The organism is Klebsiella michiganensis (assembly GCF_015139575.1).
Classification (GTDB): Bacteria; Pseudomonadota; Gammaproteobacteria; order Enterobacterales; family Enterobacteriaceae; genus Klebsiella; species Klebsiella michiganensis.
Map to the genome: position 1 here is coordinate 3,586,701 of NZ_AP022547.1, position 22,026 is coordinate 3,608,726.

The 22,026-nt window shown below is 57.0% G+C and carries 20 protein-coding genes; 4 read left to right on the top strand and 16 right to left on the bottom strand.

The window, feature by feature from the left end; genetic code table 11:
* Window positions 1-5: 5 nt before the first annotated feature.
* The 12 genes from holB to yceD form a co-directional block, all read right to left on the bottom strand.
* Entirely contained in the window at window positions 6-1,010 is a 1,005-nt protein-coding gene (gene holB, locus JLG71_RS16860; RefSeq protein WP_025106912.1) for a DNA polymerase III subunit delta', read from the bottom strand.
* The gene (gene tmk / locus JLG71_RS16865) at window positions 1,007-1,648 is read right to left on the bottom strand and encodes a dTMP kinase (protein WP_025106911.1); all 642 of its coding nucleotides are present in this window, start codon (window positions 1,646-1,648) and stop codon (window positions 1,007-1,009) included. The genes holB and tmk overlap by 4 nt, the downstream gene beginning before the upstream one ends.
* Window positions 1,638-2,660 (bottom strand): cell division protein YceG, encoded by a 1,023-nt coding sequence (gene yceG, locus JLG71_RS16870; RefSeq protein ID WP_200913703.1) that lies wholly within the window; start codon window positions 2,658-2,660, stop codon window positions 1,638-1,640. The genes tmk and yceG overlap by 11 nt, the downstream gene beginning before the upstream one ends.
* Window positions 2,661-2,662: 2 nt before the next feature.
* The gene (pabC, locus tag JLG71_RS16875) at window positions 2,663-3,472 is read right to left on the bottom strand and encodes an aminodeoxychorismate lyase (RefSeq protein WP_025106910.1); all 810 of its coding nucleotides are present in this window, start codon (window positions 3,470-3,472) and stop codon (window positions 2,663-2,665) included.
* Between the two features lie 145 nt (window positions 3,473-3,617).
* On the bottom strand, window positions 3,618-4,859 hold the full coding sequence (fabF, locus tag JLG71_RS16880) for a beta-ketoacyl-ACP synthase II (protein WP_004849908.1): 1,242 nt from the start codon (window positions 4,857-4,859) through the stop codon (window positions 3,618-3,620).
* Window positions 4,860-4,948: 89 nt separating this feature from the next.
* Entirely contained in the window at window positions 4,949-5,185 is a 237-nt protein-coding gene (acpP, locus tag JLG71_RS16885; RefSeq protein WP_000103754.1) for an acyl carrier protein, read from the bottom strand.
* 210 nt (window positions 5,186-5,395) lie between these two features.
* A complete protein-coding gene (gene fabG / locus JLG71_RS16890; protein ID WP_004131399.1) occupies window positions 5,396-6,130 on the bottom strand; it encodes a 3-oxoacyl-ACP reductase FabG in 735 nt (244 codons plus the stop codon).
* A 12-nt stretch (window positions 6,131-6,142) separates the two neighbouring features.
* Window positions 6,143-7,072, bottom strand: a complete 930-nt coding sequence (gene fabD / locus JLG71_RS16895; protein ID WP_046876508.1) for an ACP S-malonyltransferase — start codon at window positions 7,070-7,072, stop codon at window positions 6,143-6,145.
* A gap of 15 nt (window positions 7,073-7,087) precedes the next feature.
* Window positions 7,088-8,041, bottom strand: a complete 954-nt coding sequence (locus tag JLG71_RS16900) for a beta-ketoacyl-ACP synthase III (protein ID WP_004131395.1) — start codon at window positions 8,039-8,041, stop codon at window positions 7,088-7,090.
* Between the two features lie 53 nt (window positions 8,042-8,094).
* The gene (gene plsX / locus JLG71_RS16905; RefSeq protein WP_200913705.1) at window positions 8,095-9,192 is read right to left on the bottom strand and encodes a phosphate acyltransferase PlsX; all 1,098 of its coding nucleotides are present in this window, start codon (window positions 9,190-9,192) and stop codon (window positions 8,095-8,097) included.
* A 202-nt stretch (window positions 9,193-9,394) separates the two neighbouring features.
* A complete protein-coding gene (rpmF, locus tag JLG71_RS16910) occupies window positions 9,395-9,568 on the bottom strand; it encodes a 50S ribosomal protein L32 (protein ID WP_004101077.1) in 174 nt (57 codons plus the stop codon).
* Window positions 9,569-9,584: 16 nt separating this feature from the next.
* Complete coding sequence (gene yceD / locus JLG71_RS16915) at window positions 9,585-10,106, bottom strand: 23S rRNA accumulation protein YceD (protein WP_004849895.1); 522 nt, start codon at window positions 10,104-10,106, stop codon at window positions 9,585-9,587.
* Window positions 10,107-10,247: 141 nt separating this feature from the next.
* Between yceD and JLG71_RS16920 the strand changes: the two genes are divergently transcribed.
* Complete coding sequence (locus tag JLG71_RS16920; RefSeq protein WP_004849894.1) at window positions 10,248-10,832, top strand: Maf family protein; 585 nt, start codon at window positions 10,248-10,250, stop codon at window positions 10,830-10,832.
* 187 nt (window positions 10,833-11,019) lie between these two features.
* On the top strand, window positions 11,020-12,165 hold the full coding sequence (locus JLG71_RS16925) for a dienelactone hydrolase family protein (RefSeq protein ID WP_014228837.1): 1,146 nt from the start codon (window positions 11,020-11,022) through the stop codon (window positions 12,163-12,165).
* Window positions 12,166-12,177: 12 nt separating this feature from the next.
* On the opposite strand, the gene rluC is transcribed toward JLG71_RS16925, so the two are convergent.
* Window positions 12,178-13,131: a 23S rRNA pseudouridine(955/2504/2580) synthase RluC gene (gene rluC / locus JLG71_RS16930; protein WP_014228836.1), complete on the bottom strand. Its 954-nt coding sequence runs from the start codon at window positions 13,129-13,131 to the stop codon at window positions 12,178-12,180.
* Between the two features lie 697 nt (window positions 13,132-13,828).
* Here rluC and rne point away from each other — a divergent pair.
* Entirely contained in the window at window positions 13,829-17,083 is a 3,255-nt protein-coding gene (rne, locus tag JLG71_RS16935) for a ribonuclease E (protein WP_200913707.1), read from the top strand.
* Between the two features lie 40 nt (window positions 17,084-17,123).
* Here the strand turns inward: rne and JLG71_RS16940 are convergent, their stop codons facing one another.
* Window positions 17,124-18,059 carry a LysR family transcriptional regulator gene (locus tag JLG71_RS16940; RefSeq protein WP_004849886.1) on the bottom strand — a complete coding sequence of 312 codons (936 nt, stop codon included), beginning with the start codon at window positions 18,057-18,059 and terminating at the stop codon, window positions 17,124-17,126.
* 109 nt (window positions 18,060-18,168) lie between these two features.
* On the opposite strand from JLG71_RS16940, the gene JLG71_RS16945 reads away from it, so the two are divergent.
* Complete coding sequence (locus tag JLG71_RS16945) at window positions 18,169-19,383, top strand: MFS transporter (RefSeq protein WP_200913709.1); 1,215 nt, start codon at window positions 18,169-18,171, stop codon at window positions 19,381-19,383.
* Between the two features lie 71 nt (window positions 19,384-19,454).
* Here JLG71_RS16945 and murJ read toward each other — a convergent pair whose 3' ends face one another.
* Window positions 19,455-20,990 carry a murein biosynthesis integral membrane protein MurJ gene (gene murJ, locus JLG71_RS16950; RefSeq protein WP_004849883.1) on the bottom strand — a complete coding sequence of 512 codons (1,536 nt, stop codon included), beginning with the start codon at window positions 20,988-20,990 and terminating at the stop codon, window positions 19,455-19,457.
* A gap of 112 nt (window positions 20,991-21,102) precedes the next feature.
* Window positions 21,103-22,026 (bottom strand): Gfo/Idh/MocA family protein, encoded by a 924-nt coding sequence (locus tag JLG71_RS16955; protein WP_200913710.1) that lies wholly within the window; start codon window positions 22,024-22,026, stop codon window positions 21,103-21,105.

Here is a 22,026-nt window from a genome sequence, read left to right on the forward strand (position 1 = left end):
CTCTCTCAGAGGTGGGATACGGGAAGAACCGCCCCGGGTTGCAGGTAATGTTCCCAGCGCAGAAGGCGCTCGGTTAGCAGCAGTTCGCGATTAATGCCGACAACGCTCAAAAGCTGTTCGCGGCAGGCGCTGACGTCACGCGCAATCGCCTGCAGGCGCGCCGCCGGCAGCGCAGCGGCCAGCTGATTGACCAGTGGCCAGGCGTCCGGATTGCTGATAAGCGTAATCCCCTGCTGCCTTTTTTGCGCATCGACCAGCAGCGATGCCAGCCAGTGCAGGCGAATCGCGGCCTGTTCATGGTTCAAAATCGGCAACAGCGTCAGCCAGTCGCCGTGAGTTAAAATATTACCCAGGATCTGACAAAGCTGCTGGCGCGGTGCCCAGTGAGCATCCTGCAGCAGATCCAGCGCTGCCGCTGGCGCGTTGGCGCTCAGCCGCAGCGCCGCGAGCAGCGCGTCTTGTGACATCGTCACTTCCCGCTCTAACCACGCCAGCGCGTAACGTTCTGAAGGCGGAGCAAGGTGATACAAACGACAGCGGCTGCGCAGCGTTGCCAGCAGGCGCGCTGGCTCCTGACAGGCCAGGAAGAACCAGGTATTCTCCGGCGGCTCCTCCAGCGTTTTCAGCAGCGCGTTTGCCGCCGCATCCGTCAGCATAGCGGCATCGCCTATCCACACCACCTTCGCGCCGCCAAGCCGGGCGTGCTCATAAAGCTTTTCGCTCACTTCGCGCACGGCATCGATCCCGAGCGAGCTCTTCCCCTTTTCCGGGGTCAACGCATAATAATCAGGATGGGTACCGGCCTGCATCAGCTGACAGCTGTGGCAATGACCGCAGCTTTTATGCCCTTCCGGCTGGCGGCACATCAGAAAGCGACAAAGCGCGTAAATCAGCGCATCGCTCCCCATGCCCGGCAGCGCCTGGACCATCAGCGCATGGTGGCCCCGTCCCGCCTGATAGCTGGCAACCAGCTGTTCAAAGGGCGGGCGTAACCACGGATACCATTTCATGGGAGTTGCTCCGCAACCCACCGATTCACCACCGCACGGATGTCGCGCTCGACGGCCTCCAGCGGCTGGGTGGCGTCAACGGTGCGGATGGTGGGATCCTGCGCCGCCAGTTCAAGGTAGCGCGCGCGAGTTCGATTAAAGAAATCCAGCGACTCCTGCTCAATTCGGTCAAGTTCGCCGCGGGCGCGGGCGCGCTTCAGGCCCACCTCCGGAGTCACATCAAGATAAAGCGTCAGATGGGGACGAAAGTCTCCCAGTACCGCGTCACGCAGGGTCGCCAGCATCGTCTGGTCGATACCGCGACCGCCGCCCTGATAGGCCTGGGTAGAGAGATCGTGACGATCGCCAATGACCCATTGACCGCGCGCCAGAGCGGGTTTAATCACCGTCTCTACCAGCTGTACGCGCGCCGCGTAAAACATCAGCACTTCCGCTTTATCATTAATCACTTCATCGCCGGTGGACTGAATATCCAGCACCAGGCTGCGCAGCTTCTCGGCCAGAATGGTGCCGCCCGGTTCGCGGGTAAACACCATATCGCTAACGCCCAGCTGTTTTAGCGTCTCTACCACACATTCACGCGCGGTGGTTTTCCCTGCGCCCTCCAGGCCCTCGATGACGATATAGTTACTGCGCATTTTTTTCCTTAAGTACTTTCAAATAATCCTGAACCGAGCGGTTATGGCTGGCCAGGTTGGTGTTAAACGTATGCCCGCCCTTACCGTCCGCGACAAAATAAAGATACGGCGTTTTCGCCGGATGCGCGGCGGCGTTCAGCGAGGCCTCGCCCGGTGCGGCAATGGGTCCGGGCGGCATACCGTTAATGGCATAGGTATTGTAAGCGGTCGGCGTTTCCAGGTCTTTACGCGTCAATTTGCCATTATAACTCTCCCCCATCCCGTAAATCACGGTGGGATCGGTTTGCAGACGCATGCCGATACGTAAACGATTAATAAATACCGATGCGACGCGGTCGCGCTCTTCCGGCAGCGCCGTCTCTTTTTCAATGATAGAGGCCATCGTCAGCAGCTGATTCTTATCATGATACGGCAGATTCTCCATCCGCCCTTCCCAGGCTTTATCGACCGCGGCAACCATCTTCTGATGCGCGCGCTTAAGGATCGCCACATCGCTGGTATTGGCGGTATACATCCAGGTATCCGGCCAGAACCAGCCTTCGACCCAATCGGGATGTTCCAGTTCAAGGGCCTTCGCCACGGTTTCATAGCTGTCATCCGCCAGCGTATGCTTGACGTAAGGCGCATCGTGCAGCTGACGCAGGTAGTCACTCACCCGCATACCTTCAACGAAGCGCAGCGGAAACTGCGCCTCTTTACCGCTGGCGAGCAGCTGCAGCATCTGGCGTACCGTCATATCAGGCGTGAAGCGATAGGTCCCGGCTTTAAAGTGGGACAGCTCAGGCTTGATGCGCAGCAACCACTGGAACACCCGAGGGCGGTTAATGACTTTATCGCTATACAGCTGTTGCCCAAGCGCCAGGCGCCCCGTTCCGGCCTCAAGGGTAAAGATGGTCTCTTCTTTAATCAGTAACTTACTGTCCGCCAGCTGGCGAACTTTCCACATACCGATGCCCGCGGCGATGCCCAGCACCACCACCAACAGCAGAATGAAACGTAACATTTTCTTCATGGCTAATCAGACAGCTCACACAAGGGGGCTAAAAAATGATAAAGCTCGCGCGTGGACCAACGTTTATCGTTCCAGCGGCGAACAGGCACCAGCGGCATTAATGCGTTACAGACAAGGACCTCGTCGGCTTCGCGTAACGCCTCGGGGCGCATGGTGGCTTCGACAACGCGAAACGGCGATGGTGCCAGCTTAGCGAGAATGTACTGGCGCATAATACCGTTGACCCCCGCCTGATCGAGGCGCGGGGTAAAGACGTCGGATCCTTTACGCCAGAATAAGTTCGCGGCACAGCATTCCGTAAGCCACCCGTCGCTGTCAAGGACCAGCGCTTCATCGGCGTCCGTCTGCTCAAGATGAGAACGAATCAGCACCTGCTCCAGCCGATTCAGGTGTTTGAGGCCGGCGAGCGAGGGATTGCGTCCCAGCCTGACAGGGCTCAACGTCACGGAGATCCCCTCCTCGCGCCAGCGAAGATAGTGCTCCGGCCAGGGCGATACGCTGAGGATTCTCACGGGATTCACGCAGCCGGCAGCGCTGTATCCGCGCCCCCCCGCCCCGCGCGTGATGATGACCTTCAGCACGCCATCCTGATGGGGCTGTGCCAGATGCGCCATCTCCTGCGCTAATAGCGCCCAGTCGTCGTAGGGGATAAAGAGCTGTTCACAGGCCTTCTGCAGGCGGGCCAGATGGGCTGACAGCAGCTGAACCCGGCCTCTGACGATGCGCGCCGTGGTAAAGCAGCCATCGCCGAACTGAACGCTGCGATCGTTCACCGCAAGCGTTTCACTTTCAGCGCCATTTATCAAATACATAAAAGTCTCCTTATCGCTGGCCGGTTAGTTTCGCAGGAGGAGATACATTGAACAAGCGGAGAAAACTGAATAAAAAAAGGCCCGACAAGCGGGCCAGTTTTTCGATGAGCATTGACGTCAGCAAAGACGTGGCGTCAGGCGCGCATCACACCCTTTTAAAGATTAGCGAGCCGTTAGTGCCGCCGAAGCCGAAGGAGTTACACAGGGTATACTCCAGATCGCTAACCTGACGCGCTTCGTGCGGAACGAAGTCCAGATCGCAACCGTCATCCGGGTTATCCAGGTTGATGGTTGGCGGAACAGCCCGATCGCGCAGCGCGAGGATGGAGTAGATAGACTCTACTGCGCCCGCGGCGCCCAGCAGGTGGCCTGTCATTGACTTAGTCGAGCTGACCATGACGCGGCTGGCAGCGTCACCGAAGACAGATTTCACCGCCTGCGCTTCTGCTTTATCGCCTGCCGGCGTAGAGGTGCCGTGGGCGTTGACGTAGCCAATCTGGCTAGCTTCAATGCCAGCATCACGAATGGCGTTCACCATCGCCAGCGCGGCTCCAGCACCATCTTCCGGTGGCGAAGTCATATGGTAGGCATCGCTGCTCATACCAAAGCCGACGATTTCCGCATAGATTTTCGCGCCGCGTTTTTTCGCGTGCTCATACTCTTCCAGCACGACCATGCCGGCGCCGTCGCCGAGCACGAAACCGTCACGCTCTTTATCCCATGGACGGCTTGCCGCCTGCGGGTTGTCATTGCGCGTGGACAGCGCGCGCGCTGCACCAAAGCCGCCTACGCCCAGCGGGGTACTGGCTTTTTCCGCACCACCGGCGACCATTGCGTCAGCATCGCCATAGGCGATAACGCGCGCGGCGTGACCAATGTTGTGTACGCCAGACGTGCAGGCGGTTGCGATGGAAATGCTTGGTCCACGCAGACCAAACATGATGGTCAGATGCCCGGCCACCATGTTAACGATTGTGGAAGGAACAAAGAACGGGCTGATCTTACGCGGTCCGCCTTTTACCAGCGAACTGTGGTTTTCTTCGATCAGGCCAAGCCCGCCAATACCGGAACCAATAGCGGCACCGATGCGGGTAGCATTCTCTTCCGTCACTTCAAGGCCAGAATCCTGCATGGCCTGAATGCCAGCGACAATTCCATATTGAATGAAGGCGTCCATCTTGCGCTGTTCTTTGCGCGAGATGAAGTCATCACAGTTAAAATCCTTTACTAAGCCAGCAAATTTCGTTGCATAGGCGCTAGTATCGAAATGGTCGATCAGGCTGATGCCACTCTGACCGGCAAGGAGAGCTTTCCAGGTAGACTCTACGGTATTGCCGACAGGAGACAACATGCCCAGTCCGGTCACAACTACACGACGCTTAGACACGGTTGTCCTCCAGGGAGGGAAAATAGATTCTTGTGGGACAAAATATAGATAAAACTCAGGCGGTCGAATGACCGCCTGGAGATGTTCACTTACGCCTGGTGGCCGTTGATGTAATCAATGGCAGCCTGAACAGTAGTGATTTTCTCAGCTTCTTCGTCCGGAATCTCAGTATCAAACTCTTCTTCCAGAGCCATTACCAGCTCAACGGTGTCAAGAGAATCAGCGCCCAGGTCTTCAACGAAGGAAGCATTGTTGGTAACTTCTTCCTGCTTAACGCCCAGCTGTTCGCCGATAATTTTCTTAACGCGTTCTTCGATAGTGCTCATACTCTTAAATTTCCTATCAAAACTCGCTTTCGCGATGGTTTTCGTAGTGTATAAAATGTTGAAAAATTTGCAACTAAATCCCGGCAGGTCTTACCACGATTTTACGCTATTTTGCGGCTGTTTGCCCTCATAACGCAAATCATTTTGTACAAAACATTACGGTGAACCGCACAGACTGCGCGGTTCCTGAGCGTTTTGCACAAATCTCGGTCAGACCATATACATTCCGCCGTTGACGTGCAGAGTTTCACCGGTGATGTAACTCGCTTCGTCAGAGGCTAAAAATGCCACCGCGCTGGCGATTTCATTTGGAGAGCCTAAGCGCCCCGCAGGAACTGCCGCCAGCGTACCCGCACGCTGCTCATCGGTCAGCGCACGCGTCATGTCCGTTTCAATAAAGCCCGGAGCAACAACGTTTACAGTAATACCGCGGGACGCAACTTCGCGAGCCAGTGATTTACTGAAGCCAATCAGACCCGCTTTCGCCGCAGCGTAGTTGGCCTGACCCGCATTTCCCATGGTACCAACCACAGAACCGATAGTGATAATACGTCCATGACGCTTTTTCATCATAGCGCGCATTACCGCTTTTGACAGACGGAAAACAGATGACAGGTTGGTTTCGATAATATCGTTCCACTCATCATCTTTCATGCGCATTAACAGGTTATCACGAGTAATCCCGGCATTGTTCACCAGGATATCAACTTCACCAAATTCTGCGCGAATATTTCCCAGAACAGATTCGATAGATGCAGGATCGGTCACATTCAGCAGCAGACCTTTACCGTTAGCACCTAAATAATCGCTGATCGCCTGCGCGCCGCTCTCGCTGGTCGCAGTACCGATAACTTTCGCGCCACGGGCAACGAGCGTTTCAGCGATTGCGCGGCCAATCCCGCGACTTGCACCGGTAACCAGCGCGATTTTTCCTTCAAAACTCATGGTTTTCCTCTTTTATTGCTCAAGCGCCGCAGACATCGCCGCCGGCTCGTTAAGCGCGGAAGCGGTCAGGGTGTCAACAATACGTTTAGTCAGACCGGTGAGGACTTTACCCGGACCAACTTCATACAGATGCTCTACGCCCTGTGATGCCATAAACTCAACGGTTTTGGTCCACTGAACCGGACTATACAGCTGGCGAACCAGGGCATCACGGATAGCATCAGGCGCCGTTTCACTTTTCACGTCGACGTTGTTTACCACCGCAATCGTCGGCGCGTTAAAGGTGATTTTCTGCAGCTCAATCGCCAGTTTTTCCGCCGCCGGCTTCATCAGCGCGCAGTGGGACGGTACGCTGACCGGCAGCGGCAGGGCACGTTTCGCACCCGCAGCCTTACAGGCGGCTCCCGCGCGCTCGACGGCCTCTTTGTTACCCGCAATAACCACCTGTCCTGGCGAGTTAAAGTTTACCGGAGAAACCACCTGCCCTTCAGCAGATTCTTCGCAGGCTTTGGCAATCGCAGCGTCGTCAAGCCCGATGATCGCGGACATCGCACCGGTACCTTCCGGTACCGCTTCCTGCATAAACCTGCCGCGCATCTCAACCAGGCGGACGGCATCAGCAAAATCGATAACGCCTGCGCATACCAGCGCAGAGTATTCGCCGAGGCTGTGGCCCGCCAGCAAAGCGGGCGCTTTACCGCCCTGCTGCTGCCAGACGCGATACAGCGCTACGGAGGCGGTCAGCAGAGCCGGCTGCGTCTGCCAGGTTTTGTTCAACTCTTCCGCCGGGCCCTGCTGTGCAAGCGCCCACAGATCGTAACCCAACGCCGCAGAGGCTTCACGGAACGTCTCTTCAATGACCGGGTAAGCGGCCGCCATGTCTGACAGCATCCCGACACTCTGAGAGCCCTGTCCCGGGAACACAAAAGCAAATTGCGTCATGTTTAAATCCTTATCCTAAAAACGAACCAGCGCGGAACCCCAGGTGAAACCACCACCGAAGGCTTCCAGCAGAATAAGCTGACCACGTTGAATGCGGCCATCGCGAACGGCTTCATCCAGCGCACAGGGAACAGATGCCGCCGACGTATTGCCGTGTCTGTCGAGCGTGACGACCACGTTGTCCATCGACATGCCCAGCTTCTTCGCCGTGGCGCTGATAATACGCAGGTTGGCCTGATGCGGCACCAGCCAGTCAAGCGCAGAGCGCTCGAGGTTGTTCGCAGCTAAAGTCTCGTCCACGATGTGCGCCAGCTCGGTTACCGCCACCTTAAAGACTTCATTACCCGCCATCGTCAGATAGATGGGGTTTTCCGGTTCGACGCGATCGGCGTTCGGCAGCGTCAGCAGCTCGCCGTAGCTGCCATCCGCGTGCAGATGGGTGGAGATGATGCCCGGCTCTTCAGAAGCGCCCAGCACCACGGCACCGGCGCCATCGCCAAAAATAATAATGGTTCCGCGATCGGCAGGATCGCAGGTGCGCGCCAGCACGTCAGCGCCGATCACCAGCGCGTAATCCACCGCACCGTTTTTCACGTATTGATCGGCAACGCTGAGCGCGTAGGTGAACCCCGCGCAGGCCGCAGCGACGTCAAACGCCGGGCAGCCTTTAATACCCAACATTGATTGAATCTGGCAAGCCGAGCTAGGAAACGCATGGGTACCGGAGGTGGTCGCAACAATAATCAGACCAATTTGCTCCGGCTTGACGCCCGCCATGTCCAGCGCATTCTTAGCGGCTTCAAGGCCCATCGTAGCAACTGTTTCATTCGGTGCGGCAATACGACGCTCGCGGATACCGGTACGAGTAACAATCCACTCGTCAGACGTATCGACCATATTTTCCAGTTCAGCGTTCGTACGCACGTGCTCAGGCAGATAGCTGCCGGTACCAATAATCTTCGTATACATGTACGCTCAGTCACTCTTGGGTAATATACCGGGTTAACTCAAACTGCGAGGCGTCAGTCGTTGCCGGTCATCCGGGTTTGAGGCCTGGAATTTCCGCTTCTGCCGCCTTCAGGCAATTCGAAACCTGCAGGGTATAAAGATTCCAGGCGAGCGGCAATTCGCTGAGGAACCTGCCGCTGCACAGCCTGCACTGCGTGCTCTATCGCGACGCAAAAAGCGCGCTGATTGGCAGCCCCATGACTTTTAATCACGGAACCGCGTAATCCTAACAGACAGGCACCATTATACTGGTCGGGGTTGAGGTGACTGAATCGCCTCGACAGGCTTTTTTGTAACCAACGCTTTAATAAAAGCAGCCACCACGACCTTTTTTTCCCCTCTCCCTGTGATTTCAACAGTGAAAGGAACATTCTGACAACACCTTCCATCGTTTTTAATGTGACGTTGCCCGTGAATCCATCACAAACCAAAACATCCGTCTTGCCCGTCAACAATTCGTTGGCTTCCAGATACCCAATATAGTTGAGGGTTGGCAGGGTCTTCAAAACCGCCGCCGCGTCGCGAATGCTGCTGAGACCTTTCATCTCTTCTTCGCCGATATTCAGAAGCGCAACGCGGGGATCCTTAATACCGATCGCTTCTTCGGCAAGAACCGCCCCCATGATGGCAAACTGCACCAGCATTGTGCTATCGCAATCCACGTTAGCGCCTAAATCCAGCACCACCGTTTTGCCCTTCAGCTGATGCGGCAACATAGTAACCAGCGCAGGGCGCTCAATCCCCTCAATGGGCTTAAGCAGCAGCTTCGCCAGCCCCATCAGCGCTCCGGTATTACCCGCACTGACGCAGGCCTCCGCCCGCCCTTCTTTCACTAACTCAAGCGCAATGCGCATTGAGCTACCGCGACTGGCGCGAATCGCTTGCGCGGGTCGAGCATCACTGGCAATAACTGACTGCGCAGGGATAACCTGCAGACGTGAACGTTGTTCAAAATCAGCTTTGGCAAGTAATGGCGCGATAGTGTCGGGATCGCCGACTAAAAGAAGTGTGAGTTGTGAATTAGAGTTCAGTGCCTGCAATGCTGCAGGCACTGTCACGGAAGGGCCAAAATCCCCGCCCATGACATCTAACGCCAGGGTTAGACGTGTCAAGGTATCGTCGCTGCTCGGTTCGGTTATTCCCCAGTTACCCGGGGAGATCCTCACTAAGCTTCATCACGCTTTTACTCTTCGTCTTTCACGCGGCAAGTGCGTTGACTGCGCTCGTTCACACCAGTCACATAGTGAGCTATGCTTCTGGTGCTTCTCTCGCTTGCGTCTTCTTGCAACGCGAAATCCATGGAGTAATGCGTGATTACTTAGCGATAACCTTGCGACCGCGGTAGAAACCGTCGGCAGTGATGTGGTGACGCAGGTGTTTTTCACCAGAAGCTTTGTCTACAGACAGGCTGGTGACTGCGGTCAGCGCGTCATGGGAACGACGCATGCCACGTTTGGAACGGGTTGGTTTATTCTGTTGTACGGCCATGGACCTTACTCCTCAATTACTTATGCTTTAAGCTGGCTAATACGGCAAATGGATTTGGTTTTTGTGCCTCTTCAGGCAGTTCACCAAAGACCATGTCCGCGTCGGACACTTCACAGTGTTCAGAATCATGCACCGGAACTACGGGCAAGGCGAGGATGATTTCATCTTCAACCAGCGCCAGCAGATCGATTTCACCGAATTCGTTAACCTCAATCGGCTCATACGCTTCCGGCAGTGCTTCGGCCTGTTCGTCATTTCTGACGGGGCTGAAACAATACGTTGTGTGAACATGATGGGGGAACGGTTTCCCGCAACGCTGACATTCGAGGGTTACCGACACCGTCGCATCGCCGCTTAAAACGGCAAGACGCTGGTTATCGATAGCGAACGACATGCTGCATTCCACATCGCTGTCCACGCTGACAACAGAATCAGCGACACGCACAGCCTGATCACGGGTATAGATACCTTGGTAATCTAAGCGTTTTTGAGCCGTGCGAACCGGATCGAGAGTCAGGGGTAATTTTACCTTTTGCATAGGGCGCGCATATTAACTTTGTAACGTCATAGAGTCAAAGAAAAAGGCAGCCTCAGGTTGCCTTTTGCCATTTATTCGCACACATTGCGGCGCATAGTTTAAAATGATGCTCTGCGAAGCGCTATATGTGGATGAAAAAATATGTCTGAACTAATCCTCGCGTCAACCTCGCCGTGGCGGCGAATGCTGCTGGAAAAACTGTCGGTGCCTTTTGAATGCGCTGCGCCGAACGTTGATGAAACCCCGCTGCCCGGCGAACCTGCCCGCCAGCTGGTGATGCGTCTGGCGCAGGCAAAGGCGCAGGCCCTTGCCGCACGCTACCCACAGCACCTCATTATAGGCTCCGATCAGGTTTGTGTCCTGGACGGTGAAATTACCGGCAAACCGCATACGGAAGAAAACGCCCATCGCCAGCTGAGAAAGGCCAGCGGCACCATCGTCACGTTCTATACCGGCCTGGCGCTGTACAATTCCGCCAACGGTCATCTACAAACGGAATGCGAACCTTTCGACGTTCATTTCCGCCGTTTAAGCGACCAGGAAATTGAGAGCTATATCCGCAAGGAAAACCCGCTGCAGTGCGCCGGAAGCTTTAAAAGCGAAGGTTTAGGCATCACGCTATTCGAACGGCTTGAGGGGCGCGATCCCAACGCGCTGGTCGGTTTGCCGCTCATTGCCCTGTGCCAGATGCTGCGCCGGGAAGCGTTGAATCCCCTGCTCACGTAAACATGATAAAGGCCCCCCGATCCCGCGCGGTCTCTTCCTGAGGCCGCGTGCCGCCGCTTTACCCGGTGCCCAACGGAGCAGAGCAGGTTTACCCCAACTTAATTAATGCATCGCCTGTCACAGTTTATTTTACCCGCGCCATTAGAATCCATTATGAAACGTTGTTTTATTTTTAAATGGAGCCACTATGCCAACCCGCGCTACGCTTTTGACCCTCACCCTGCTGGCCGCCGCCGGCGTTAATGCCCATGACTGGCAGCGCCAGGGCATCGTAGAGGGCAATCTTCCTGCCTCCTGGCAGCAGTTGAAAGCGCAGATGACCTACCCGGACTCGTGGCTCTCTGGCCACTACCGTGATTTTGAGCAATGGCGACAGCAGGCTCGTACGCTGCTTCGGCAGTCTCTGCTAACCCCGGCGTCGACACTCCCCTTCGCGCCGCAAACGCTGATGAGAGAAAATCGAGGCGCGTATACCGCCGAGAAGCTGGCCTTCAACGTAACCGACGATAACAGGATTGCCGCGCTGATGTTGACGCCAAATTCCCCCGGCCCTCACCCGGCAATTGTTCTGCTGCACGACCATGGCTCAAAGTTTGATATCGGTAAGGAGAAGCTAATCCGTCCGTGGAACGACGCTGCACGGCTGGCCAGCGCCGAGGCGTGGGCGGATAAATTTTTCAGCGGTCGGTTTATCGGCGATGAACTGGCGCAGCGCGGCTATGTCGTCATCGCCATTGATAGCCCGGGTTGGGGGGACCGAGGGCCGATGGTCTACGAGCAGCAGCAGGCCCTCGCCAGCAACTACTTTAACCTGGGGCGCTCGCTGGCTGGTGAAGTTGCCTATGAAGATCTGCGTACCGTCGATTTCCTCAGCACTTTAAAAACGGTTGATAGTCAACGCATTGGGGTCGTGGGTTTCTCAATGGGCGGTTTTCGCGCCTGGCAGCTGGCCGCCCTGTCTGACAAAGTCGCCGCGACTGCGGTTATCTCCTGGTTTGGAACCTGGAACGGCCTGATGCAGCCTGGCAACAACGTTTTGCGCGGCCAGTCGGCGTTTTATATGCTTCACCCTGGCTTATCCGGACGCCTCGATATTCCCGATATCGCCAGCATTGCCGCGCCAAAACCGATGCTTATTTACAGCGGCGGACAAGATAAGCTCTTCCCGGCGGAAGCCGTTAACGACGCCTTCGCAAAAGTACATAAAGTGTGGGCGTCGCAAAACGCGCAGGATAAGCTGGAAACAAAAACGTGGCCGGAACTGGGCCACGTTTTTAATCAACAACAGCAGGATGAAGTTTTCCCCTGGCTTGCCAGGTGGCTCAAACCCTGAGCCTGAGCGCGGTCATTTCGCGTTACGCAAGACCTGCAGGCAGCGCTTAAGCTGATTATCTAAGGGGGCTTCAATGCGCATAATCTCCCCGCTACCCGGATGGGTAAACTTCAGCGCCGCCGCATGCAGAAACAGCCGGTTAAGGCCGGTGCCCGCCAGCTGCTTATCAAATTCACGGTCGCCGTAGCGGTCGTCAAAAGCAATAGGGTGGCCGGCGTATTGCGTATGTACGCGGATTTGATGCGTACGACCGGTCACCGGACTGCAGCGCACCAGCGTCGCATGGGTATAACGCTCTTCAACTTTAAAGCGCGTCTCCGACGGTTTCCCCTCCTGGTTAACCCGCACAATGCGCTCACCGCTCTGCAGAATATTTTTCAGCAGCGGCGCCTGCACCACTTTAGTATGCGACTGCCACTGCCCGCGCACCAGCGCCAGGTAATCCTTCTGCATTCCTTTGTCGCGCAGCTGCTCGTGCAGGGAACGCAGCGCGGAACGCTTTTTGGCGACCAGCAGCACGCCGGAGGTGTCGCGATCCAGGCGATGTACCAGCTCCAGGAAACGCGCTTCCGGACGCAGCGCGCGCAGACCTTCAATTACGCCAAAGCTCAATCCGCTGCCGCCGTGTACCGCCGTTCCGGAAGGCTTGTTAAGCACCAGGATATGATCGTCTTCATATAAAATCACATCGGCCAGCGCGGCTACTTTTTGCAGGTGTGGAGAGACCGCCTCTTCTTCTTTCTCAGAGACGCGAACCGGCGGGATGCGCACTTCGTCGCCGGCTTCCAGCTTATATTCCGGCTTCACGCGCTTTTTGTTAACCCGCACCTCGCCTTTACGCAAGATGCGATAAATCATGCTCTTCGGTACGCCCTTCAGCTGCGTACGCAAAAAGTTGTCGATACGTTGCCCGGCTTCATCATCAGCAATGGCAACCATTTTTACGCTTGGGATCTCAGTTTTCATGGTGCGCGATTCTAAATAGCCCGACGCATTAGCGCCACTCATTTTTATATGCTTATATTTATCATCATCCGGATTTCACAGTACGCTTCATCATCGTTTTGTTTGTTATTAGAACAATCTGTATACGCGGGTGAAAAAACTGTGAGTAACCGGGTGATAAAAGGTGAAAGTCAACTTGCTATAACGAGCTTAGCAATGGAATAATGATGCAGTATTCCGTGCTGAAACTTGTTAGAACAAGAAATTAGCGGAATGACCAATTTTGTCTGACCGATCATCAACGCAGCAATGGCGTAAGACGTATTGATCTTTCAGACAGTTAGCGGGCTGCGGGTTGCAGTCCTTACCGGTACAGGCTCTATGGATTTCACGTCGCAGGAAGGCGTTCACACTGGGATATCCCGGCGCTCATCTGGATCAAATGATTAAGATGAGCAGGTTAAGCCGCCACGCCTGCTGCATGAAAAACGATGGGTATAAATGGAATCTTCTCTGGTGATACATCCCAGGCAGTTCCCCTGATAAGTGCGCTGTGTTTCCGTTTGAAATACAGGCGACCGACACTCTGCGCCTCTTAAGCGCGCGACAGCCGTGAGGTTGGCGACGTGAAACAGACACGAGGCCATCGGTTTTCCCCGGTAAGGCGTTACTCTGCCCGTAGCTTAGTCGTCAATGTAAGAATAATGAGTAAGTTACGATGAAAAGAATGTTAATCAACGCAACTCAGCAGGAAGAGTTGCGCGTCGCCCTTGTTGATGGGCAGCGCCTGTACGACCTGGATATCGAAAGCCCCGGGCACGAACAGAAAAAAGCGAACATCTACAAAGGCAAAATCACTCGTATTGAACCTAGCCTCGAAGCCGCATTTGTTGATTATGGTGCCGAGCGTCATGGTTTCCTCCCTCTCAAAGAAATTGCCCGCGAATACTTCCCTGCCAACTACAATTCTCACGGTCGTCCAAACATCAAGGACGTGCTGCGTGAAGGCCAGGAAGTGATTGTCCAGATCGATAAAGAAGAGCGTGGCAATAAAGGCGCCGCGCTGACCACCTTTATCAGCCTGGCGGGTAGCTATCTGGTGCTGATGCCGAATAACCCACGCGCTGGCGGTATTTCACGCCGCATCGAGGGTGACGATCGCACCGAACTCAAAGAAGCGCTGGCCAGCCTTGAGCTGCCGGACGGCATGGGACTTATCGTTCGCACCGCTGGCGTCGGCAAATCCGCCGAAGCGCTGCAGTGGGACTTAAGCTTCCGCCTGAAGCACTGGGAAGCCATCCAGAAAGCCGCAGACAGCCGCCCTGCTCCGTTCCTGATCCATCAGGAAAGCAACGTCATCGTGCGCGCTTTCCGCGACTATCTGCGTCAGGATATCGGCGAAATCCTTATCGATAACCCGAAGGTGCTTGAGCTGGCTCGCCAGCACATTGCAGCGCTGGGTCGTCCGGATTTCAGCAGCAAAATCAAACTGTACACCGGGGAAATCCCGCTGTTCAGCCACTATCAAATCGAATCGCAGATTGAGTCCGCTTTCCAGCGTGAAGTGCGTCTGCCTTCCGGCGGTTCTATCGTTATCGACAGCACCGAAGCGCTGACCGCTATCGATATCAACTCCGCACGCGCCACCCGCGGCGGCGACATCGAAGAAACGGCGTTTAATACCAACCTTGAAGCAGCCGATGAAATCGCTCGTCAGCTGCGTCTGCGCGACCTTGGCGGCCTGATCGTTATCGACTTCATCGATATGACCCCGGTTCGCCACCAGCGTGCGGTAGAAAACCGCCTGCGCGAAGCCGTCCGTCAGGACAGAGCGCGCATCCAGATCAGCCATATTTCCCGCTTTGGACTGCTGGAGATGTCGCGTCAGCGCCTGAGCCCGTCGCTCGGGGAGTCCAGCCATCACGTCTGCCCGCGCTGTAGCGGAACGGGTACCGTGCGCGATAACGAATCGCTGTCGCTTTCTATTCTGCGTTTGATCGAAGAAGAAGCGCTGAAAGAGAACACCAAAGAAGTTCACGCTATCGTACCGGTGCCGATTGCCTCTTACCTGCTGAACGAAAAACGTGCCGCGGTAAGCGCGATTGAAACCCGTCAGGCCGATGTGCGCGTTATTATCGTGCCAAACGACCAGATGGAAACGCCGCACTACTCTGTTCTGCGCGTGCGTAAGGGCGAAGAGACCTCCACGCTGAGCTATCTGCTGCCGAAACTGCACGAAGAAGAGATGGCCATGCCTTCTGATGAAGAGCCGGCCGAGCGTAAACTCCCGGAACAACCGGCGCTGGCTGCTTTTGTCATGCCTGACGCGCCTCCGGCTCCGGCCCAGGAAGAGCCGGCCAGAGCCGCGGCTACCGTTGCGCCTGCCGCATCCGCACCGAAAGCGGCAGCGCCGGCGCAGCCTGGCCTGGTTGCCCGCTTCTTCAGCGCGCTGAAAAAAATGTTCTCCAGCGAGGAAGAGACTAAACCGGCAGAAGTTCAGGTTGAGAAAAAAGCGGAAGAGAAATCCGAGCGTCAGCAGGAGCGTCGTAAACCGCGCTCCAACAACCGCCGCGATCGCAATGACCGCCGCGACAACCGGGATAATCGCGATAGCCGCGAGAACCGCGATAGTCGTGCCGAGAACAGCGAAGGCCGCGAGTCTCGTGAAGAAAACCGCCGCAACCGTCGTGAGAAGCAGCAGCAGAACGCTGAGCCGCGCGAAATCCGCCAGACAACGGTCGAAGATAGCGAAAAAGGCAAAGCGCGCGACGAGCAGCAGCCGCGCCGCGAACGTAATCGCCGTCGTAACGATGATAAACGTCAGGTTCAGCAGGAAGCCAAAGCGCAAACCCGCGAAGAGCCGGTTGTTCAGGAGAGCGAGCAGGAAGAGCGCGTGCAGACGATGCCGCGTCGTAAACCTCGCCAGCTGGCGCAGAAGGTGCGTATTGAATCCGCCGCCGCTGAACAGGTTGTCGAGCCGGTAGCCGCGCCTCAGGTCGCCGAAGCGCCGGTCGTCCAGCCGGAAGCCGCAGCGCCGCGCACTGAACTGGCGAAAGTCGATCTGCCGGCGGTTGTTGAACCCGCTGCGGAACATGACGACAACGGTGAAGCCCGCGAATCCAACGGTATGCCGCGTCGTTCACGTCGTTCCCCTCGTCACCTGCGCGTCAGCGGCCAGCGCCGTCGTCGCTACCGTGATGAGCGTTACCCGACGCAATCCCCGATGCCGCTGACCGTAGCCTGCGCATCGCCGGAAATGGCGTCTGGTAAAGTGTGGATCCGCTACCCGGTCGTTCGCCCTCAGGACCAGCAGCAGGAAGACGTGCAGGTTCAGGAGTTCTCAACCACTGCGGCTGAGCCCGTCGTCGCACCAGTGGCTGCCGCTGAGCCGGTTGTCTCTGAAGTGATTGCCCCGGCTGTCGCCGCAGAAAGCGCAGTCGAGCCAGTGGCTACTACCGAGCCTGTGGCGGTGATTAACGAACCTGAAGTTCCGGTCGTAGAAACCACGCATCCGGAGGCTATCGCCGCCCCGGTTGATGAACAGCCGCAGCTGATTGCCGAAGCCGATGAAGCCGTGGCCGAAGAAGTTGTCGCAGAAGCCGTTGACGTCGTTGCGCAAGAAGCTGTCGAACCGGAAGCTGCGGTCGCTGAACCTGTTGCGGTTGAAGAGACGGCGGTGGTTGTTGAGGAAGCGCCTGTTGTTTCCGAACCGGTGGTTGAACCTGCACCAGCGGCGGAGCCGGTCGTTGCGACTCAACCTGTTGTCACGGCTGCGCCGGTCGTTAAGGTCGCCAATCGTCACGCCACGGCGCCGATGACCCGCGCCCCAGCGCCAGACTACGTACCTGAAGCGCCTCGTCAAAGCGAGTGGGTTCGCCCGAACTTTGATTTTGACGGTAAAGGTTCTGCTGGCGGTCATAGCGCCACGCACAAAGCCGCTGCCGGACCTACCCGTCCGCAGCCCGTAGAGTAACGTCACCTCGACAAGACCGGCCCCCGCGGCCGGTCTTTTTTTATTCCCCTTCCGGACGCTGCATCCCCGCAATCTGCGGCATGACCTCACGCATCAGGTCGAGAAACTTACGCAACCGCGTCGGATAGTAGCGCGCCCAGGGATACACCAGGTGTACCGGCAGCGGTGAGGCTCGCCACTGCGGGAACAGCTCCACCAGCCGCCCGGCGGCAATATCGTCCGCTACCGCCCAGCTCGACACAATCGCCGCGCCCAGCCCCGCCAGCGCGGTATTACGCGCCACATGCACGCTATCGGTACTCAGACACGGCGCGATGGCAAAGGTAATAAGCTGCTCATCCACCTGCGACTGCAGCCTCACCTCATGCTGATAGAACGTGCTGATGGCTATCCACGGCAGCAACGACATCTCCTGCGGCGCGCTTAACGGCGGCAAGTTTGCCAGCAGCGATGGGGATGCCACCACGCTGCGGGGAACCTCGGCCAGCAGTACCGATACCGTAGCCGGATCCACCTCGGCCCCCACGCGAATCGCGCAGTCGATACCATCGCTCAGAAAATCGACCGTCTTATCGTTCAGCATCCATTCAACCGCCAGCTGGGGATAGCGCTGCAAAAAATCCACCAGTGGCCCCAGCAGCTGTTGCTGACCAAACGCATGCGGGGCCCGCACTCTTAAAATCCCCACCGGCCGGTCATCGGTGATCCGCAGGTCGTCCTCCAGCGCCAGCCAGGCATCGACGACCTGGCGGGCATGCTGATAACAGCGCTCACCGTCATCGGTCAGCTTCATCGCGTGAGTCGTGCGCAGAATCAGCTTTGCGCCAAGCAGCCCCTCCAGAGACTGAAGCCGTCGACTTACCGTCGCCTGGGTCGTATTCATCTGTACCGCGGCGGCGGAGAGAGACCCGGCCTCCACGATACGAATGAACGTACGCATCAGTTCGATACGATCTATACGCTCTTGCTTCTTCATTTATATTTTGCCTATACGTTTAGCGTATAACCGTTTTACCACCGGGCTATCTACCGCGCCAGCCGGATTACGGGAAAAATAGCGCCATCGCTTGTAAGAGGAATCCACCATGACACCAACTCCACTCACCTCCCGCGCCGCCAGGTGGGTCATTTTCATCCTTGCGCTGGGCGCGGGCTTCAGCGTCGCCTCAATCTATTACGCGCAACCGCTGCTGCCGCTGATGGGGGCTAACCTCCATTTGAGCGTTGAGGGTATGGGTCTGGTTCCGACCCTGACCCAGGCCGGCTACGCGCTGGGCATACTTTTCCTTCTCCCGCTTGGCGACCGCCACGACCGCAGAAAGCTGATCCTGATGAAAAGCGCCGCGCTGGCCGTCCTGTTGCTGCTCTGCAGCCTTACCGGTCAGCTAAGCTCTCTGCTGATTGTCAGCCTGCTTATCGGTATGGCCGCGACCATGGCGCAGGATATCGTACCGGCAGCCGCGATTCTGGCTCCCGCGGGCAAGCAGGGGAAAATGGTGGGTACGGTGATGACCGGCCTGCTGCTGGGGATCCTGCTGTCGCGAACCGTTAGTGGTCTGGTGGGGGCGCTATTCGGCTGGCGGGTAATGTATCAGGCGGCTGCGGTCAGCATCGCGATGATTGGTGTGGTGATGTGGCGCGTGCTGCCGCGCTTCGAAATTCACTCAACCCTCAGCTACCCGCAGCTGATGAAATCAATGGCGCATCTGTGGAAACGCTATCCGGCACTGCGTCGCGCCGCATTCGCCCAGGGATTCCTCTCTATCGCCTTTAGCGCCTTCTGGTCTACGCTTGCGGTCATGCTGTTGGCGCACTATCAGATGGGCAGCGCGGTAGCCGGTGGCTTCGGTATTGCAGGGGCTGCCGGGGCGCTTGCCGCCCCGCTGGCCGGCGGCCTGGCCGACAAGTTCGGCGCAGAAAAAGTCACGCAAATGGGCGCGGCGCTGGTGACGGTTTCGTTTGCCCTGATGTTTTTGCTGCCTGCGCTACCGCCGCATGGTCAGCTAATCCTGATTGCCATCTCGGCCGTCGGTTTTGACCTGGGGCTGCAATCCAGCCTCGTAGCGCACCAGAACCTGGTGTATGGCCTGGAGCCGCAGGCGCGCGGACGCCTCAACGCGCTGCTGTTCACCGGCGTGTTTATTGGGATGTCGCTGGGTTCAGTACTGGGAAGCAAACTGTATGTGCTCGCAGGCTGGAGCGGCGTCGTGACCCTCGCCGTCGTAACCGGTGCGATTGCCCTTGGGATCCGCCTGCTGGAAAGCGCCAGGGTCGTATCGGCGCAGCGAACCGCCAGATAAAGAGCGAACCGTCAGGTAAAAAAAGCCGCTGTGCAATTCCTGCAGAGCGGCTTTTCTTTCATCAGAACAACTCAAACCGTGCGGCGAGCAAACTCTTTCACGCGAAAGCCCAGCAGCAGCAGCGTCGCGAAATAGGCGACAACGCCGGCCACCACGACCACCATCAAGCGCAGCAGGCGGAACGGCATCGTCCCCTGCGACCACTCCGGCATCAGGTACATCACGCCCAGCAGCGCCGCTGACATAATAATCACCGCGATGACCAGGCGCAGCAGGAACAGGAACCAGCCCGGCTGAGGCGTAAAAATTTTCTGTTTCCGCAGCTGCCAGTAGAGCAGCGCGGCGTTCAGGCAGGCCGCCAGACCAATCGACAACGACAGACCAGCGTGCTTCAGGGGGCCAATAAAGGCGAGGTTCATCACCTGCGTCATGATCAGCGTGACGATGGCAATTTTCACCGGCGTTTTAATGTCCTGCCGCGAATAGAATCCGGGAGCCAGCACCTTCACGACGATGAGCCCCATCAGCCCGACAGAATACGCCACCAGCGCGCGCTGGGTCATCGCGGCATCAAAAGCGGTAAATTTCCCGTACTGGAATAACGCGACCGTCAGCGGCTTGGCCAGGATCCCTAACGCCACCGCGCTCGGTAGCGCGAGCAGGAAGCACAGGCGTAATCCCCAGTCCATCAAACGGCAATATTCATCGTGATTGCCGCTGGCGAAGCTTTTAGACAGCGAAGGCAGCAAAATGGTCCCCAGCGCCACGCCCAGTACGCCGGATGGAAACTCCATCAGACGATCGGCGTAGTACATCCACGATACGGAGCCGGAAACGAGGAATGAGGCAAAAATCGTGTTAATGATCAGCGAGATTTGGCTGACTGAGACGCCGAGGATCGCCGGGCCCATCTGTTTCACCACCCGCACCGCGCCAGCATCTTTAAGGTTGACCCGCGGCAGCACCAGCATGCCGATTTTTTTCAGATGCGGCAGCTGCCAGGCGAGCTGCAAAATACCGCCAACCGTTACCGCCCACGCCATTGCCAGCATCGGCGGATTAAAATAGGGCGCGGCAAACAGCGCAAAACCAATCATGCTGACGTTCAGGAAGGTCGGGGCAAAAGCAGGCACCGAAAAGCGGTTCCAGGTATTCAGGATGGCGCCCACGAGTGAAGCCAGGGAGATCAACAGAATATAGGGAAAAGTGATGCGCAAGAGCTGCGTGGTCAGGGCGAACTTTTCGGGCGTATTGGCAAATCCCGGCGCGGTGATAGTAATCACCCACGGTGCCGCCAGCATACCGGCGACGGTGACCAGCGCCAGAACCAGCGTCAGCAGCCCCGAAACATAGGCGACGAAAACCCGGGTCGCATCTTCACCCTGCTTGCTTTTATACTCCGCCAGAATCGGCACAAAAGCCTGTGAGAAAGCGCCTTCAGCAAAAATACGCCGTAAAAGGTTCGGGAGTTTAAAAGCAACGAAGAAGGCGTCGGTGGCCATCCCCGCGCCAAAAATACGCGCCACAATCGCATCGCGCGCAAAGCCCAGCACGCGCGAAAACATGGTCATCGAACTGACGGCCGCCAGTGATTTTAAAAGATTCATTAACGTGTTATTCCACAACCCTGGAGTAAAACGCCCGCAAATGCGGGCGCTGGAAAGTGGCGATAGTCTACCGGGTTCATAATGAATTACTACTGTCAGTTGTTACAACGGATTATTCGCTCATCGCTTCGCGCCAGAGTTTCTCTATAACGCGCTGAGCCAGCAGCGCCTGCTCGCCGGACGTTTCAGGAACCGTCTGATTTTGCACGCATTCGATAAAATGCCGCGCGCAGCCGGTAAATCCACGCTGCTCAAGGGTGGTCTGCCAGCCGGGGATCGGGCGCTGGATCACGCCGCGCCCCCGCTCCTCCTGCCACTCCCGCATATCCCGGACTTCATATAATCCGCCGTCGGTTACCGCCTGTACCCACTCCCGCTGGCTTCCGGCGCGGCGGTGCATACTGGTGGTTATCTGCATCATTCCGCAACTGAAATGGTGTTCGGCATACAGCATCTCCCCTTGAGCGGTGGTGTGCAGCGCACCGCCGCTTAAACGCGCTTTATCGCCCGCCAGCCATAGCGCGGTATCGATGACGTGCAGATAGTCATCCAACAGCGTGAAGCGCAGATCGTGGCCCACGCTGTCGCCACGGTGCTTATCCATCCGCAGCGACGCAGCGCTCCCGAGCTGGGCCTTCAGCTCGCGATAGAGGGGGGAAAAACGGCGGTTAAACCCGACCATTAGCGTGAGATGACGGCGAGCGGCCAGCTCAACCAGCGCCTCCGCATCGCTGAGTTTATCCGCCAGCGGTTTATCAACGCAGACATGCACTCCGGCATTGAGCAGGCGGGAAACCACTTCATAATGTGAAGCCGTTGAAGTATGCACGAATACGGCATCACACTGCGCCGCCAGCTGTTCCAGAGAATCCGCATAGGGAATACGCCAGGTTTCACAGATACGCAGCGCTTTCTCTTTCCCGGGCGACCACGCCGCCTGCAGCGTCCAGTCATCTGCGGCCCCCAGCACCGGTAACCACGCCTTTTGCGCGATACCGCCCAGGCCAACCACTCCTATACGTAGTTTCGCCGACAT

Coding starts and splice junctions, on each gene's coding strand:
- holB (WP_025106912.1), bottom strand. CDS start 1,010: ATGAAATGGTATCCGTGGTTACGCCCGCCCTTTGAACAGCTGGTTGCC.
- tmk (WP_025106911.1), bottom strand. CDS start 1,648: ATGCGCAGTAACTATATCGTCATCGAGGGCCTGGAGGGCGCAGGGAAA.
- yceG (WP_200913703.1), bottom strand. CDS start 2,660: ATGAAGAAAATGTTACGTTTCATTCTGCTGTTGGTGGTGGTGCTGGGC.
- pabC (WP_025106910.1), bottom strand. CDS start 3,472: ATGTATTTGATAAATGGCGCTGAAAGTGAAACGCTTGCGGTGAACGAT.
- acpP (WP_000103754.1), bottom strand. CDS start 5,185: ATGAGCACTATCGAAGAACGCGTTAAGAAAATTATCGGCGAACAGCTG.
- fabG (WP_004131399.1), bottom strand. CDS start 6,130: ATGAGTTTTGAAGGAAAAATCGCGCTGGTTACCGGTGCAAGTCGCGGG.
- fabD (WP_046876508.1), bottom strand. CDS start 7,072: ATGACGCAATTTGCTTTTGTGTTCCCGGGACAGGGCTCTCAGAGTGTC.
- JLG71_RS16900 (WP_004131395.1), bottom strand. CDS start 8,041: ATGTATACGAAGATTATTGGTACCGGCAGCTATCTGCCTGAGCACGTG.
- rpmF (WP_004101077.1), bottom strand. CDS start 9,568: ATGGCCGTACAACAGAATAAACCAACCCGTTCCAAACGTGGCATGCGT.
- yceD (WP_004849895.1), bottom strand. CDS start 10,106: ATGCAAAAGGTAAAATTACCCCTGACTCTCGATCCGGTTCGCACGGCT.
- JLG71_RS16920 (WP_004849894.1), top strand. CDS start 10,248: ATGTCTGAACTAATCCTCGCGTCAACCTCGCCGTGGCGGCGAATGCTG.
- JLG71_RS16925 (WP_014228837.1), top strand. CDS start 11,020: ATGCCAACCCGCGCTACGCTTTTGACCCTCACCCTGCTGGCCGCCGCC.
- rluC (WP_014228836.1), bottom strand. CDS start 13,131: ATGAAAACTGAGATCCCAAGCGTAAAAATGGTTGCCATTGCTGATGAT.
- rne (WP_200913707.1), top strand. CDS start 13,829: ATGAAAAGAATGTTAATCAACGCAACTCAGCAGGAAGAGTTGCGCGTC.
- JLG71_RS16940 (WP_004849886.1), bottom strand. CDS start 18,059: ATGAAGAAGCAAGAGCGTATAGATCGTATCGAACTGATGCGTACGTTC.
- JLG71_RS16945 (WP_200913709.1), top strand. CDS start 18,169: ATGACACCAACTCCACTCACCTCCCGCGCCGCCAGGTGGGTCATTTTC.
- murJ (WP_004849883.1), bottom strand. CDS start 20,990: ATGAATCTTTTAAAATCACTGGCGGCCGTCAGTTCGATGACCATGTTT.
- JLG71_RS16955 (WP_200913710.1), bottom strand. CDS start 22,026: ATGTCGGCGAAACTACGTATAGGAGTGGTTGGCCTGGGCGGTATCGCG.